Raw genomic sequence first — 16,472 nt, 5'->3', positions numbered from 1 at the left:
CGACCTCCAGCCGCTCCCGCCTACCGGGGCCGCCCAGGGGCTGCTGCCGGACGCCGCGCCCGACCTCCAGCCGCTCCCGCCTACCGGGGCCGACCAGGGGCTGCTGCCGGACGCCGCGCCCGACCTCCAGCCGCTACCGGACACCGGGGCCGACCAGGGGCTGCTGCCGGACGCCGCGCCCGACCTCCAGCCGCTCCCGGACACCGGGGCCGACCAGGGGCTGCTGCCGGACGCCGCGCCCGACCTCCAGCCGCTCCCGGACACCGGGGCCGACCATCGCCTGCCGGCTCCTGGCAGCGATCCGGCGGCCCAGCCAGCCCCGCAGCCCGGCCTCCAGCCGCTCCCGGCGCGCGCGCCCGCTCCGCAGGCGCTACCGGACGCCCCGGCTGGCCATCGCCCGTCTGCCGCGGACGGTGATCGGGCAGTCCTTCCGGACACGCGGCCCGGGCTCTGGCCGCTGCCGGCGCCAGCTCCCCAGCCGCTACCCGGGCTCCGGCCGCTGCCGGCGGCCGAGCCCGCCGACCAGCCGGTCCCGGACATCGCGGCTAGGCCCCGGCCGATCGCCCCGGGACCGGAGGCCGGCGCAGCCGCGGACGTGGCGTTTGCCAAGCCCGTGCGGGGGGCCCAGCCCCCCGCACCCCCGGCTCGGATGCCCGGGGCTTCGTCGGGACTGCCTGGGGGTACGGAACCACCCGCGGCGGCCGGGGCCGGCGGTCCCCAGGACGATCCCGCAGACCGGGAGCGGGCCGCCGAGCTCCGCTCCGATGCTCCGGGACGTGCGCAGCCGCAGCACGGCCCGGCCGCCGCCCCCGCTGCCGGTGGCGGGGAGGCTCCCCCACCGCCCCCGGCCTGGACGGTGGCGGCTCCCTCCGGCCTGCCCCGGGGGACGGAACCGGGGCAGGCGGCCGGGGCCGGCGTGCCTCACGGCGACCCCGCCGAACCCTGCCCCGGAGCGCCGGAACGGGCGCAGCCGCAGCCGGCCGTCGCCGCGACCGGGGTCGGGGCCGCCGCAACGGTGCCGCGGCAGAAGGACGGCACGCCCAGACCCCGGTCGGCCTGGGGCGGAACCGCCGGGCCGGGACCGGACGCGCTGCCCGACTTCCTGGACCACCCCGACGCGGCCGTCGCCGCCGACGCCGCGGCGGTCGAGAACCTGCTGCGGTGCTGGATCCGCGAAGCCCGCATCCGCCGTCCCGACGGGCCCGCCGGGACCCTGCTGCGCATCCCCCTCCCCGCATCCGGCGCAGCCCTGCTCGTCGCCGTCCGCCACTGGTCCTTGGCCGGCTGGCACCGCTTCGGCCCCGCCCGGCTGGCCGGAGCACCCGTCACCGCCCCGGCCGTGGACGCCGTCACCCTCGCCGCCCTGCTCGCCCGCGAGGGCACCCGCACGGCCCCCGCCAACGGCCACGGCAGCGCCGATCTCGTCGCCCGGGTCGCCGACTCGGCACGCCGCACCGCCGAGTTCATCGCCGACCGGCGCCATCGCCCGGCCGCCCCCGCCCGCATCGGTGTGGACCGCTTTCTGACCGCCGAGCAGTCCCTCCTCCTCGGACACCCCCTCCAGCCCGACCCGAAGAGCCGCGAGGGACTCTCCGAGGCCGAGGCCCGCCTCTACTCACCCGAATTGCACGGCTCCTTCCCCCTGCACTGGTTCGCCGCCGACCCTGCCGTCCTCGCCACCGACTCCGCCTGGACCGAGCGCGGCCGCCCCGTCTCCGCCGCCCAGCTGCTCTGCCGGCTCGCCCCCGGGATCCCGCTCCCCGAAGGCACCACCCCCCTTCCCCTTCACCCCTGGCAGGCCCGTGACCTGCTCCAGCGTCCCGCCGTCACCGCCCTTCGCGACGCGGGACTCCTGCACGACCTGGGCCCGTACGGCGCCCCCTGGTACCCCACCTCCTCCGTCCGCACCGTCCACCGCCCGGGCGCGCCCGCGATGCTCAAGCTCTCCCTTGGCCTGCGCATCACCAACTCCCGCCGCGAGAACCTCCGCAAGGAGCTCCACCGCGGAGTGGAAGTGCACCGGCTCCTCCGCACCGGCCTCGCCGAGCAGTGGCAGGCGACCCACCCCGGCTTCGACATCGTCCGCGACCCCGCCTGGGTCGCCGTCGACTCCCCGGACGGCACCCCGGTCCCCGGACTCGACGCACTGCTGCGCCACAACCCCTTCCGCTCGGGCGACGACGCCGTCTGCGTCGCCGCACTCACCGCACCCCGCCCCTGGCCCGGCCGGACCACCATGAGCTCCCGGCTCGCCGAGATCGTCACCGCTCTCGCCGCCGCCACCGGCCACACCACCTCAGCGGTGGCCGCCGAGTGGTTCCTGCGCTACCTCGACCACGTGGTCCTGCCGGTCCTCGCCTTCGACGCGCTCGCCGGTATCGCCCTCGAATCGCACCAGCAGAACACCCTGGTCCTCCTCGACCCGGCCGGCTGGCCGATCGGCGGCCGCTACCGCGACAACCAGGGCTACTACTTCCGCGAATCGCACCGCGCGGAACTGGAGCACCGGCTGCCCGGCATCGGCAGCGCCAGCGACACCTTCGTCTCCGACGCCGTCACCGACGAACGCTTCGCCTACTACCTCGGCATCAACAACGTGCTCGGCCTGATCGGCGCCTTCGGATCCCAGCGGCTCGCCGACGAACGCGTCCTCCTCGCCGCCTTCCGCCGCTTCCTCGGCAAGGCCGCGGGCCTCGGCCCGCTCCCCGCCAAGCTGCTCGACTCGCCCACCCTGCGCTGCAAGGCGAACCTGCTCACCCGCCTGGGCGGCCTCGACGAACTCGTCGGCCCCGTCGACACCCAGTCCGTCTACGTCACCATCGCCAACCCCCTTCACGATTGACACGTCGGCACCGACACGGAGGAGAGAGCCCCCCATGCCCACCACAGACGCCCCTGCCGATGCCGCCGGCTCCGCCACCGACGCCACCGACGCGATCCACGCCTTTGAGGACACCGCCGAACTGCGACTCACCGCCGCGCTGTTGCCCCTCCTCGCCGAGGCCGACCTCCTCGACTCACCGGCCAACTGGGGCAGCACGGTCACCCCTGCCGGAGCCTTCCGCCTCGAACCCGTACGACCGGGACGCGACCTGGAGCTCCTCACCGGCTGGATGAACGATCCCGAGGTGGCCGCCTACTGGGAGCTCGCCGGTCCCGCCGCCGTCACCGCCGCCCACCTACGGACGCAGCTCGACGGGGACGGCCGCAGCATCCCCTGCCTCGGCCTCCTCGACGGCACACCGATGAGCTACTGGGAGATCTACCGGGCCGACCTCGACCCGCTCTCCCGCCACTACCCGGCGCGCCCCCACGACACGGGTATCCACCTGCTCATCGGAGACGGCACGAACCGCGGCCGGGGCCTGGGCACCACACTGCTGCGCGCCGTTGCCGACCTGGTGCTCGACAACCGCGCCCGCTGCACACGCGTCATCGCGGAACCGGACATCCGCAACACCCCCTCCGTATCGGCCTTCCTCAGCTCCGGTTTCCGCTGTCACACGGAAATCGACCTGCCCGAGAAGCGCGCCGCCCTGATGATCCGGGAGCGGGCGCTGCGCAATCTCCTCTGATTGCCGCCCCACACGCCCCGACCGCCACTCTCCGACGCTTCCTCCCGTCGTCGCTTCCTCGCTTCCTCGCGTCCTCCGCGTCTTCGGCGTCTCCGCGCTTCGCTTCGCACCTCTCCCTTCGAAAACTCTGCGTCACGCAGCAAAGTTCCCGATCTCCGAGGAGTCCCGTGCAGAATTTCCCCGCAGCCTCCGACTCCGCAGACCCCGCCGTGCCCGCGCCGCCCCAGCACCCCTGTACACCGCCAGAACTGAACAGCGCGACCTGGGACTTCGCCGCCCGCCGGCTGCTCGCCAAGATGCTGGCCGAGTTCGCCTACGAGGAGATCGTCGAACCCGTCCCCGTCCCGGCCGCCGCGGCCGCCCCGGCCGCCCCGGGCGACGCGTGGACCCTGACCCTCGACGACGGCAGCAGCCTCGGCTTCCGGGCCCGCCGCCGCGCCTACGGCAGCTGGCACGTCGCCCCGGACACCATCACCCTCACTCCGCCGGCCCCCGCCACGGAACCGCCGACCGCATTCGGGGACCCGTACGCCTTCCTCATCCGCTCCCGCGGCCTCCTGCGCCTCGACGGACCCACCCTCGGCCACCTCGTCCGCGAGCTCAGCGCCACCCTCGCCGCCGACGCCCGGATCGACCACACCGCGCTCACCGCAGACGTCCTCGCCGACCTCGACTACGCCGCCCTCGAAGGCCACCAGACCGGGCACCCCTGGCTCGTCCTCAACAAGGGCCGCATCGGACTCTCCGCCTCCGACTCCGCGGCCTGGGCCCCCGAGGCCCGTACCCGCCAGCGGCTGCCCTGGCTCGCCGCCCACACCTCGCTGGCGAGCTACCGCGGCACCGCCGGCCTGGAGGACCCCGCCCGCCTCTACTCCGCCGAGCTCGACCCCGTCACCCGCGCCGCCTTCGACCAGGCCCTGCGCGACCGCGGCCTCGACCCGCTCGGCTACCTCTACCTTCCGGTCCACCCCTGGCAGTGGGACGAGGTCGTCCTCCCCCTCTTCGCCCCCGCCCTCGCCTCCGGCACCCTCGTCCCGCTCCCCGCCGATCCCGACCTGCGCCTGCCCCAGCAGTCGATCCGCACCTTCCTGAACCTCACCCGCCCCGACCGGCACAGCGTCAAGCTGCCGCTCTCCGTCTTCAACACCATGGTGTGGCGCGGCCTGCCCAGCGACCTCGCCCTCGCCGCCCCCGCCGTCACCGCCTGGATCCACTCCCTGCGCGACTGCGACCCCTTCCTCCGCGACGAATGCCGCGTGATCCTGCTCGGCGAGGTCGCCTCCGTCACCATCCGCCACCCCGTCTACGACCAGCTCCCCGAGGTTCCGTACCAGTACAAGGAACTCCTCGGCGCGATCTGGCGCGAGCCCCTGACCGGCCGCCTCGCGCCCGGCGAACGCGCCCGTACGCTCGCCTCCCTCCTCCACACCGACCCGCGCGGCCGCTCCTTCACCGCCGAACTCGTCGCCCGGTCCGGCCTGGCCCCCGCCGTCTGGCTGCAGCGCCTCTTCGCGGCGCTCCTGCCCCCGCTCCTCCACTTCCTCTACCGCTACGGCACCGTCTTCTCCCCGCACGGCGAGAACACCATCGTGATCTTCGACGAGCACGAGGTCCCGGTCCGGCTCGCGGTCAAGGACTTCGTGGACGACATCAACATCAGCGCCGAACCGCTCCCCGAGCTGGAATCCCTCCCCGACGAGGTCCGCGCGGTCCTGCTCGCCGAGCCCGCCGATTTCCTGCCCCAGTTCATCCACTCCGGGCTCTTCGTCGGCGTCTTCCGCTACCTCTCCGCCCTGTGCGAGGACCGCCTCGGCGTCCCGGAGGACGAGTTCTGGAGCCTCGTACGGGCGGAGATCCTCCGCCACCAGGCCCGCTTCCCGGAGCTCAAGGACCGCTACGAGATCTTCGACCTGCTCGGCGAGCACATCGGGCGGCTCTGCCTGAACCGGAACCGGCTCTACGAGGACGGCTACCGCGACCGCCCCGACCGCCCGCACGCCGTGCAGCACGGCACCGTACCCAACCCCTTGTACCGTCCATGAATCCTCGCCGGTGCGGTCGCTGTCGGTGGAGCCCCGTAGGGTTGGCAGTGCTATGACGAAGCCCTCCCTCCCCGACCTGCTGCACGCCGCCGTCTCCGCCGTCGGCGGCACGGAGCGCCCCGGCCAGGTGGCCATGGCCGAAGCCGTCGCCGAAGCGATCGACGACAACTCCCACCGGCTCATCCAGGCCGGCACCGGCACCGGCAAGTCCCTCGGCTACCTGGTGCCGGCCCTCGCCCACGGCGAGCGCGTGGTCGTGGCCACCGCGACCCTGGCCCTCCAGCGTCAGCTCGTCGAGCGCGATCTGCCCCGGACGGTGGAGGCACTGCATCCGCAGCTGCGCCGCCGCCCGCAGTTCGCCATGCTCAAGGGCCGCTCCAACTACCTGTGCCTGCACCGCCTGCACGAGGGCGCGCCGCAGGACGAGGAGGAGGGCCTCTTCGACCAGTTCGAGGCGGCCACCCCCACCAGCAAGCTCGGCAAGGACCTGCTGCGCCTGCGCGACTGGGCGGACGAGACGGAGACCGGCGACCGCGACGACCTCACCCCGGGCGTCTCGGACAAGGCCTGGTCGCAGATCTCCGTGTCCTCCCGCGAGTGCCTGGGCGCCACGAAGTGCGCGTACGGGGCCGAGTGCTTCGCCGAGGCCGCCCGCGAGCGGGCCAAGCTCGCGGACGTCGTCGTCACCAACCACGCGCTGCTCGCCATCGACGCCATCGAGGGCGCCCCGGTGCTGCCGCAGCACGAGGTCCTGATCGTGGACGAGGCTCACGAGCTGGTCTCCCGCGTGACCGGGGTCGCCACCGGCGAGCTCACCCCGGGGCAGGTCAACCGGGCCGTGAAGCGTGCGGCCAAACTGGTCGACGAGAAGACGGCGGACTCGCTCCAGACCGCTTCGGAGTCCTTCGAGCGGGTCATGGAGCTGGCGCTCCCCGGCCGGCTCGAACAGATCCCCGAGGACCTCGGCTACGCGCTGATGGCCCTGCGGGACGCCGCACGCAATGTGATCTCGGCGATCGGCGCCACCCGCGACAAGTCCGTCCACGACGAGGACGCGGTCCGCAAGCAGGCCCTGGCCGCGGTGGAGGGCATCCACGGGGTGGCGGAGCGGATCACCAACCTCTCCGCGTACGACGTCGTCTGGTACGAGCGCCACGACCGCTTCGGCGCCACCCTCCGGGTCGCCCCCCTGTCGGTGTCGGGCCTGCTGCGCGAGAAGCTGTTCGAGGACCGTTCCGTGGTCCTGACCTCCGCGACCCTCAAGCTCGGCGGCGACTTCAACGGGGTCGCGGCTTCCCTGGGCCTGTCCCCCGAGGGGGTCGAGGGAGACGACGCACCGGCCTGGAAGGGCCTGGACGTCGGCTCGCCGTTCGACTATCCGAAGCAGGGCATCCTCTACGTCGCCAAGCACCTGGCAACGCCCGGCCGCGAGGGCACCCGCGGCGACATGATGGACGAGCTCGCCGAGCTGATCGAGGCGGCCGGCGGCCGCACCCTCGGGCTCTTCTCCTCCATGCGCGGCGCCAAGGCGGCCGCCGAAGAGCTGCGCGGCCGGCTCGACAACCCCATCCTGCTGCAGGGCGAGGAGACGCTCGGCGAGCTGATCAAGGCATTCGCCGCCGACCCGAAGACCTGCCTGTTCGGGACGCTGTCGCTGTGGCAGGGCGTGGACGTTCCCGGCCCCAGCTGCCAGCTCGTGGTCATGGACCGGATCCCCTTCCCGCGTCCCGACGACCCGCTGATGAGCGCCCGGCAGAAGTCGGTCGAGGAGCACGGCGGCAACGGCTTCATGGCCGTCGCGGCCACGCACGCCGCCCTGCTGATGGCCCAGGGCGCAGGCCGTCTCGTCCGGGCCACGGGCGACCGGGGTGTCGTCGCGGTCCTGGACCCGCGGCTGGCCACGGCACGGTACGGGAGCTTCCTGCGGGCCACGCTGCCGGACTTCTGGTACACCACGGACCGCAACCAGGTCCGCCGCTCCCTGGCCGCGATCGACGCCAAGGCCAAGGCAGACGGCGCCTAGTCCCAAGGCCGACGGGGCGTGGTCCCGGGAGCGCAGAACAGCCCCCGGGACCGGCGCAGTAGGTCCCGAGGGCTGGATGGAGGCGGCAGGGCCAGACGGTCAGACCCGGCGCAGTACCGCGACGACCTTGCCGAGGATGGTCGCCTCGTCGCCGGGGATCGGCTGGTAGGCGGAGTTGTGCGGGAGGAGCCAGACGTGGCCGTCCTCGCGCTTGAAGCGCTTGACGGTGGCCTCGCCGTCGAGCATGGCGGCGACGATGTCGCCGTTCTCCGCGACCGGCTGACGGCGGACCGTGACCCAGTCGCCGTCACAGATGGCGGCCTCGATCATCGAGTCGCCGACGACCTTCAGGACGAAGAGCTCGCCGTCGCCGACGAGCTGGCGGGGGAGCGGGAACACGTCCTCGACCGACTCCTCGGCGAGGATCGGGCCGCCGGCCGCGATCCGGCCGACCAGGGGAACGTAGGAGGCGGCGGGCTTGCCGGTGGTGTCCGTGGGCTGCGAGCTGGGCTGGTCGGAGCCGCGGACCTCGTAGGCCCGGGGGCGGTGCGGATCGCGCCGCAGGAAGCCCTTCCGCTCGAGCGCCATCAGCTGGTGCGCTACCGAGGACGTGCTGGACAGGCCGACCGCCTGGCCGATCTCCCGCATGGACGGCGGGTAGCCCCGCCGCTGCACGGAGTCGCGAATGACCTCGATGACCCTCCGCTGCCGGTCCGTGAGCCCGGAGCTGTCGGCGCGGATGCCTGGAGGTCGACCTGGCAGCGAGCGGGCGGGGCGCACGGGCTCCGCCTCCGGGTTCAGGTTTGCGTCGTTCATGGCATGCACCGGCTCGAGTCGGCTCTGGGAGCGGTTCTGGGCAGTGATGGTGGCACTGTCTGCGGTGGTGGTCACGTCGGCCCCTCTCGAAATGTTCTCCCTAGCTGGACAACGGTAGTAGCTTTCGAAAGGTTGCGCCAAACACACGTTCGAGTGAAAAATCGCAGATCGTCCGGCGTGGGCACATCGAGAGGTGTATGGACGATCGGGCGGCCGAACGCGGGTTCGGCTCGGCCTCCGCTGCTTACGGTACCCTTCCCGGTCGGGTCGCCGGCTTCCGGGTCACCGGCCAGTGTGGCACCGCAGGGCCTCGTATCCGGCTACCGGACGCCGCGACACGCAGAGCCGCGTAAATCCACCGCAACCCAAGATCTAGTGGTTGGATGGGCGCTGCCACCCAGAAGTTGTGGTCCTCGGTCTGCCGAGGGTCCCGGCATCGCATATGCTGGGGCTGCTTCACGAGCCCCCGACAGAGCCTGTCTCTGTCGCTCCGGGGCCCTGTGAGGTGATTCAGTCGTGCCAAGAGGGAGGGTGAGGGAGCCATGCACTGCCCCTTCTGCAGGCACCCCGACAGCCGCGTCGTCGACAGCCGCACCACGGACGACGGCACGTCGATCCGCCGGCGCCGTCAGTGCCCCGACTGCTCCCGTCGCTTCACGACGGTGGAGACGGCCTCGCTGATGGTGATCAAGCGCAGCGGGGTGACCGAACCCTTCAGCCGTACCAAGGTCATCTCGGGCGTGCGCAAGGCATGCCAGGGGCGGCCGGTCACCGAGGACGCCCTCGCCAAGCTCGGCCAGCGGGTCGAGGAGGCGGTGCGCGCCACCGGGAGTGCCGAGCTGACCACCCACGATGTGGGTCTGGCCATACTCGGCCCGTTGCAGGAGCTCGACCTGGTCGCGTACCTGCGCTTCGCGTCCGTGTACAAAGCTTTCGACACCCTTGAAGACTTCGAGACCGCCATCGCGGAACTGCGCGAGCGGCGGCCTCACCCTGATGAGTGCGAGCCCGGGGGGACCGGTTCCGTCCCCGTGCCCGCCTCCGCCGCCGACTGACCGGACGGCCCGCTCCGCACGGCGTTCGGAGCGGCCGGTCGATACGGCGAAGAGACGTAGATACAGAGACACAGCACCGTGCCGCGGAATAACGCTGGCACTTTAGGGCGTTTTTGCCCGCATATGGGAGGCGGCATGACAGAGACGGCGAGCAGCTCGGCACGTGGTTCCCGCGCCAAGGGGACCAAGGCAGCCAAGGGCGGCCTGCGTATCGAGCGCATCCACACCACCCCCGGCGTGCACCCATACGACGAGGTGAACTGGGAGCGCCGTGACGTCGTCATGACCAACTGGCGCGACGGCTCGGTCAACTTCGAGCAGCGTGGCGTCGAGTTCCCCGACTTCTGGTCGGTGAACGCGGTCAACATCGTCACCAGCAAGTACTTCCGCGGCGCGGTCGGCACCCCGCAGCGTGAGACCGGTCTGAAGCAGCTGATCGACCGGATCGTGAAGACGTACACGAAGGCCGGCGAGGACTTCGACTACTTCTCGTCGCCCGCCGACGCGGAGATCTTCGAGCACGAGCTCACCTACGCCCTCCTGCACCAGATCTTCAGCTTCAACTCCCCGGTGTGGTTCAACGTCGGCACGCCCCAGCCGCAGCAGGTCTCCGCCTGCTTCATCCTGGCCGTCGACGACTCCATGGAGTCGATCCTCGACTGGTACAAGGAAGAGGGCATGATCTTCAAGGGCGGCTCCGGCGCCGGCCTGAACCTCTCCCGCATCCGCTCCTCCAAGGAGCTCCTCTCCTCCGGCGGCAACGCCTCCGGCCCTGTCTCCTTCATGCGCGGCGCCGACGCGTCCGCAGGAACGATCAAGTCGGGCGGCGCCACCCGCCGCGCGGCCAAGATGGTCGTCCTGGACGTGGACCACCCGGACGTCGAGGCCTTCATCGAGACCAAGGTGAAGGAAGAGGAGAAGATCCGCGCCCTGCGCGACGCGGGCTTCGACATGGACCTGGGCGGCGACGACATCACGTCCGTCCAGTACCAGAACGCCAACAACTCCGTCCGCGTGAACGACGAGTTCATGACGGCCGTCGAGAACGGCACCAAGTTCGGCCTGCGTGCCCGCATGACCGGCGAGGTCATCGAGGAGGTCGACGCCAAGGCGCTCTTCCGCAAGCTGGCCGAGGCTGCGTGGGCCTGTGCCGACCCGGGCATCCAGTACGACGGTGTGATCAACAACTGGCACACCTGCCCGGAATCCGGCCGCATCACCGCGTCCAACCCCTGCAGCGAGTACATGCACCTGGACAACACGTCCTGCAACCTCGCCTCGCTGAACCTGATGAAGTTCCTCGACGACGACGGCAAGGGCAACCAGTCCTTCGACGCCGAGCGCTTCGCCAAGGTCGTCGAGCTCGTCATCACCGCGATGGACATCTCCATCTGCTTCGCCGACTTCCCGACGCAGAAGATCGGCGAGAACACGCGCGCCTTCCGCCAGCTGGGCATCGGCTACGCCAACCTCGGCGCCCTGCTGATGGCCACCGGCCACGCGTATGACTCGGACGGCGGCCGCACCCTCGCCGCGTCGATCACCTCGCTGATGACCGGTACCGCGTACAAGCGCTCCGCCGAGCTGGCCGCGATCGTCGGCCCGTACGACGGCTACGCCCGCAACGCCGAGTCGCACAAGCGCGTCATGAAGCAGCACACCGACGCCAACGCGGTCGCGCCGCGCACCGACGACCTGGACAACTCGATCTGGGCGGCGGCCACCGAGGCCTGGCAGGACGTCCTGCGCCTCGGCGAGAAGAACGGCTTCCGCAACTCCCAGGCCTCCGTCCTCGCGCCGACCGGCACCATCGGTCTCGCGATGTCCTGCGACACCACCGGTGTCGAGCCGGACCTGGCCCTGGTCAAGTTCAAGAAGCTCGTCGGCGGCGGCTCCATGCAGATCGTCAACGGCACCGTCCCGCAGGCCCTGCGCCGCATGGGGTACCAGGAAGAGCAGATCGAGGCGATCGTCGCCCACATCGCCGAGCACGGCGTGGTCGTCGACGCCCCGGGCCTGAAGGCCGAGCACTACTCGGTGTTCGACTGCGCCATGGGCGAGCGCTCCATCTCCGCGATGGGCCACGTCCGCATGATGGCCGCGATCCAGCCCTGGATCTCCGGCGCGATCTCGAAGACGGTCAACATGCCGGAGACGGCGACCGTCGAGGAGATCGAGGAGATCTACTTCGAGGCGTGGAAGATGGGCGTCAAGGCGCTCGCGATCTACCGCGACAACTGCAAGGTCGGCCAGCCCCTCTCCGCGAAGAAGAAGGAAGCGGAGAAGGAGGAGGTCACCGCCAAGGCGGAGGACACCATCCGCGCCGCCGTCGAGAAGGTCATCGAGTACCGCCCGGTGCGCAAGCGCCTCCCCAAGGGCCGCCCGGGGATCACCACCTCCTTCACGGTGGGTGGCGCCGAGGGCTACATGACGGCGAACTCCTACCCGGACGACGGTCTGGGCGAGGTCTTCCTGAAGATGTCCAAGCAGGGCTCGACCCTCGCGGGCATGATGGACGCCTTCTCGATCGCCGTCTCGGTCGGTCTGCAGTACGGCGTCCCGCTGGAGACGTACGTCTCGAAGTTCACCAACATGCGCTTCGAGCCGGCCGGCATGACGGACGACCCGGACGTGCGGATGGCGCAGTCGATCGTGGACTACATCTTCCGCCGCCTGGCGCTGGACTTCCTGCCCTTCGAGACCCGCTCGGCCCTCGGTATCCACACCGCCGAGGAGCGCCAGCGCCACCTGGAGACCGGCTCCTACGAGCCCCTCGAGGACGAGCTGGACACCGAGTCGCTGGCCCAGTCGGCCCCGCTCGCCGCGGTGCCGTCCGAGCCGAAGCCGGCCGCGGCCGTCCAGGTCCCGGCCCCTAAGACGGCGCACAGCAACGCCGAACTGGTCGAGATGCAGCTCGGCGTCTCTGCTGACGCCCCGCTCTGCTTCTCCTGCGGCACGAAGATGCAGCGCGCCGGCTCCTGCTACATCTGCGAGGGCTGCGGCTCCACCAGCGGCTGCAGCTGATTTCGGGCCAAGTTGCATCTGATGCAGCAACTCGCCTGATCGGCGAGACTGCATAGTGCCTGGTCACGAGGGGGATTCGGATTCGTTCCGGATCCCCCTCTTTGGCTTTTGCCGAAGTGGTGGCAGGCCGGAGGAAGAGCCTCAACAATGTTGCGTCTAATGCAACGGAGGCTCGCGTGGGACAAGTGGGTGGTTTGGCGGGTTCCGCTCGCCTTGAACTCGTGGACGGTGTCGCTCATCTCGACCCGGCCCGCGCGATGCTGGAGGCGATGCTCCAGGGCTGGGCACGTCAGCAACGCACCCGCTTCCTGAACGAGGAAGGGACGATCAAGCCGCGCGAGGCCATGGTGAGGCGGTTGGTCGACTTCACCAACGAGTACCCGTGGCAGTGGCAGCCCGCTGACGGCGAAGCGTTCATCTCGCACCTACGGTCGCCCAACCGCGAACGGCCGATCGTCATGTCGACCGGCCGGGGCTACGAGACCACGCTCGCCCTGTTCATGAGCTTCATCACCGACCGCCGTTACGGCTGGGCCGCAGAGTGTCTGGAGCGGTTTGGACAGGTGCCGCAACAGATCTTCCACGAGGACAATCGCGTCGCCCACCTGGCCGAGTACGAAGGCCAGCCCGACCGGCGGCCGTTGACCTACGACGAGATCCAGGCCCTGTTCGACGCCGCCGATGGCCGGGCCGAAGAGGCCAAAACCCGAGGCCGCAAAGGTGCACTGACTGCGATGCGGGACTCCGTCCTGCTCAAGACGATCTACGCCTTCGGAACACGGCGCAATGAGACCCGGATGCTCGACCTTGCCGACCTACGGCGGGCCCCGAAAAGGCCCCAGTACGGAAAATACGGTGGTCTCTACGTCCGCTACGGCAAGGCGTCCAAAGGCAGCCCGCCCAAGCGCCGCACGGTGCTGACGGTGAAAGAGTTCGACTGGATCGTGGACCTGCTGGACCACTGGGTGACCGAGGTCCGGCCCGCCGTCTCGCCCGGCAGGCTCCCAGCGCTGTTCGTCACCGAACGCTCCAGCCGGATGTCCCTGCGCGGAGTCAACAAGGCGTTCGCCACGGCCAGGGACGCCGCCGGCCTGCCGGCGGAGCTGGATCTCCACTGCCTGCGGCATTCGTACATCACGCATCTCGTGGAGTTCGACTATCCCGAGAAGTTCGTATCCATGCAGGCTGGCCACGACTATGCGAGCACGACAGCGATCTACACCGGAGTGTCCGACGAGTACCGCAACCGCATGATCCAGCGCGCGCTGCGAGACAGGCACCCCGGCCTCTGGGAGACCGAATGATCAAGAAAATGGGAATCACCTGGACCCTGCGCAAGCTCATGGCCGACCGGGACATGTTCCAGACCACGGACCTGGTCCCGCTGCTTGCCGAACGTGGTGTTCACCTCTCCCGCGAGCAGGTGTTCCGGCTCGTCACCCAACCACCTCAGCGGTTGTCGATGGACACCCTCGCCGCACTCTGCGACATCCTGAAGTGCACCCCGAACGACCTGATCGAGGTCCAGACGGTCAATGCTCAGGTCAGCAAGGCCGTCGGCGACACCGTCCGACCCTTGCCACAGGTCCGGCGGACCACGATCCGCCGACCAGGCCAGTGAAACGGACCCGTGACGAGCGCCGGGCCGAAGAACGGCAGGAACGCCGAGAACGCATCGCCGCCACGCTCACAGCCGCGCTGCCGGGACTCGGACGTGCCGAGGCCGCCGCGGTGCTGGAATCGGTCGGCGCCGACCGCGGCATCGCCTTGCGGGACCTCGACGGGTATCTCGACGACCACCCGGACGCGCTCGCCTCGGGCAACCCCCGCTGCCCGGCCGTGTTCGTACGCCTCGCCCGCGCTCTGCACCACGCTGGCCATCACGACGTCGTCCAGCCCGGGTGTTCGGACTGCGGCCGAAAGGACGTTGACCTGCCCCGCGTCGGTCCTGACGGTCGGGTCTGCCAGGCATGCAGCGCGCGGAGCCCGGCGAACAAGAAACTTTGCGCTCGTTGCGGCCGGACCGCACGAATCTTCGCCCGCCGTGACGAGGGCGGCATCTGCTTCCCCTGCTACCGCCAGGACTCCCAGGTCATAGAGGAGTGCGCCGACTGCGGGCGGGTCCGCATGCCCGTGACCCGCAGGCAGGACGGACTGCCGCTCTGCGAGAGGTGCTGGACGCCGCCCCAGCACACCTGCATGTCCTGCGGAAGGACAGGGCGAGCCCAAACCCTTGGTGCAGACGGGGCACTCTGCGCAACCTGCTACCTGCGCCGACGCCAGCCGCACCGGCTCTGCCGCGGATGCGGGAACGTCGGTCCGATGGCCGCCCGGCCCACCTACAACAGCCCTGACCTCTGCTGGTCCTGCAACACTCCGGGCCCTGAGCTGTGTTCGGCATGCGGCCTGGAGAGGCCCTGCACCAGGAATGCCGAAGGCCAGCCCGTTTGCCGCCAGTGCCGGCCTCGGGGCGCCAGCTCGTGCTCAGCCTGCGGTCGGACGCGCCGCATCCAGGCGTACTGGCCCCGGGGCCCGGTCTGCGGCGCGTGCTACGTCCGTATCCTGGACCGCCCTGGTCCGTGCGGCCGCTGCGGAACCAGGCAGCCGCTGATCGCGCACGCCGAGAACGGTGAGGAGATCTGCGGGCCCTGCTCCGGCCTTGCGGGCGCCTACATCTGCCCAGGCTGCGGGCAGGGCGGGCGTCTCTACGCCGACGGACGCTGCCCGCAGTGCACCCTGCTCCGTCGACTCGAACAGCATCTGACCGGCCCGGACGGCCAGATGTCTGCTCAGCTCAAGCCCGTGGCCAAGGCCCTGGGCGGGGCCGAGAACGCGCGGGGTGTTCTGTCCTGGCTCCGGCGGAGCCCGAACGCACACCTGCTGGGCGAACTCGCCGCGAGCGGCCGGACGCTCACCCACGATCTCCTCGACGAACTACCGCCCAGCCGCTACGAGCACTACATCCGGCAGACCCTGGTCCACACCGGCGTGCTGCCCGAACGCCACGAAGACCTCGACCGCATTCCCGCCTGGCTGGACCAACTCCTGGCCGACCAGCCTGCCGAGCATGCCACCCTCATCCGCCCGTTCGTCCACTGGTTCCTGCTCAAGCGGGCCCGCCGCCGAGCCGCCCACCGGGCTCGTCCCGCCATGGCAGGGTCCTACCTCCGCACCCGGATCCGCATCGCGCTGGAGCTCTTGACCTGGCTGGACAAGAACAACCTCACGCTCGGAGACCTCACACAGGACCTCCTTGAACGCTGGCTCGCGGACGGTAACACACGCAACTACTCCATCCGATACTTCCTGGGCTGGGCTGCCCACCGCGAGCTCCTGCCGCAGCTGACCGTCCCGGCCCTGCACCGCCAGGAACCGGCACGGATCTTGGAAGAGGACGAGCGCTGGCAGCAGCTCAACCACCTGCTGAACGAGACCACGGTGCCGCTGGACGTCCGGGCCGCCGGCGCCTTGGTGCTTCTGTTCGGCCTGCCGACCTCACGCATCCGCCATCTCCACACCGGACACCTGGATGAGCACGAAGGTCAGACGCGGCTCAACGTCGGGTCACCCCCGCTGGTCGTCCCTCCCAAGCTGGCCAAGCTCCTTGGGCAACTCGCGCAAAATCCAGCCCGGCATTCCAGGATCAACACCGATACGCCGGGACCATGCTGGCTCTTTCCCGGCCTGCTGCCCGGAAGACCCGCGTCTCCCTCCGGGTTCAGCCGCAAGCTGCTGGAACACGGGATCGACGCCCGACCAGCCCGCAACGCGGCCCTCGTCGCGCTCGTCGAGGACATCCCGCCCGCGATCCTGGCCGACACCCTCGGCCTGCACATCAACACCGCGGTCCGATGGGCCGACATCGCCCGGCGCGACTGGACCGACTACCTCGCCGCCCGGGACGAGGACACCGGGAATACTGCACCCCCCGAATAAG

Annotated in this window: 10 protein-coding genes; 9 read left to right on the top strand and 1 reads right to left on the bottom strand. The window is 70.8% G+C overall.

What is annotated here, in order from left to right; genetic code table 11:
- Positions 1–916: 916 nt before the first annotated feature.
- The 4 genes from J7E94_RS17850 to J7E94_RS17835 all read left to right on the top strand — a co-directional run bounded on the left by J7E94_RS17850 (position 917) and on the right by J7E94_RS17835 (position 7,640).
- Positions 917–2,842: an IucA/IucC family siderophore biosynthesis protein gene (locus J7E94_RS17850; protein WP_374224459.1), complete on the top strand. Its 1,926-nt coding sequence runs from the start codon at positions 917–919 to the stop codon at positions 2,840–2,842.
- Positions 2,843–2,876: 34 nt separating this feature from the next.
- Positions 2,877–3,575, top strand: coding sequence for a GNAT family N-acetyltransferase (locus J7E94_RS17845; protein ID WP_215016502.1), 699 nt, complete (start codon positions 2,877–2,879; stop codon positions 3,573–3,575).
- Positions 3,576–3,742: 167 nt separating this feature from the next.
- Positions 3,743–5,617, top strand: a complete 1,875-nt coding sequence (locus J7E94_RS17840; RefSeq protein WP_215016500.1) for an IucA/IucC family siderophore biosynthesis protein — start codon at positions 3,743–3,745, stop codon at positions 5,615–5,617.
- A 52-nt stretch (positions 5,618–5,669) separates the two neighbouring features.
- On the top strand, positions 5,670–7,640 hold the full coding sequence (locus J7E94_RS17835; RefSeq protein WP_215016498.1) for an ATP-dependent DNA helicase: 1,971 nt from the start codon (positions 5,670–5,672) through the stop codon (positions 7,638–7,640).
- A 99-nt stretch (positions 7,641–7,739) separates the two neighbouring features.
- Here J7E94_RS17835 and lexA read toward each other — a convergent pair whose 3' ends face one another.
- A complete protein-coding gene (gene lexA, locus J7E94_RS17830; protein ID WP_215016496.1) occupies positions 7,740–8,531 on the bottom strand; it encodes a transcriptional repressor LexA in 792 nt (263 codons plus the stop codon).
- 467 nt (positions 8,532–8,998) lie between these two features.
- Here lexA and nrdR point away from each other — a divergent pair, with 467 nt between their 5' ends.
- The 5 genes from nrdR (at position 8,999) to J7E94_RS17805 (ending at position 16,471) form a co-directional block, all read left to right on the top strand.
- Complete coding sequence (nrdR, locus tag J7E94_RS17825; protein WP_215016494.1) at positions 8,999–9,511, top strand: transcriptional regulator NrdR; 513 nt, start codon at positions 8,999–9,001, stop codon at positions 9,509–9,511.
- 135 nt (positions 9,512–9,646) lie between these two features.
- On the top strand, positions 9,647–12,535 hold the full coding sequence (locus tag J7E94_RS17820) for a vitamin B12-dependent ribonucleotide reductase (protein WP_215016492.1): 2,889 nt from the start codon (positions 9,647–9,649) through the stop codon (positions 12,533–12,535).
- Between the two features lie 221 nt (positions 12,536–12,756).
- Positions 12,757–13,839: a tyrosine-type recombinase/integrase gene (locus tag J7E94_RS17815; RefSeq protein WP_374224458.1), complete on the top strand. Its 1,083-nt coding sequence runs from the start codon at positions 12,757–12,759 to the stop codon at positions 13,837–13,839.
- Complete coding sequence (locus J7E94_RS17810) at positions 13,836–14,156, top strand: helix-turn-helix transcriptional regulator (protein WP_215016490.1); 321 nt, start codon at positions 13,836–13,838, stop codon at positions 14,154–14,156. The genes J7E94_RS17815 and J7E94_RS17810 overlap by 4 nt, the downstream gene beginning before the upstream one ends.
- A 1,160-nt stretch (positions 14,157–15,316) precedes the next feature.
- Positions 15,317–16,471 carry a hypothetical protein gene (locus J7E94_RS17805; protein WP_215016488.1) on the top strand — a complete coding sequence of 385 codons (1,155 nt, stop codon included), beginning with the start codon at positions 15,317–15,319 and terminating at the stop codon, positions 16,469–16,471.
- Position 16,472: the final 1 nt, after the last annotated feature.

The sequence above is a fragment of the Streptomyces sp. ISL-94 genome (assembly GCF_018614075.1).
Taxonomy (GTDB): domain Bacteria; phylum Actinomycetota; class Actinomycetes; order Streptomycetales; family Streptomycetaceae; genus Streptomyces.
The sequence above is the reverse complement of the archived record's forward strand: the minus strand, read 5'-3'. Positions and strand labels throughout refer to the sequence as shown.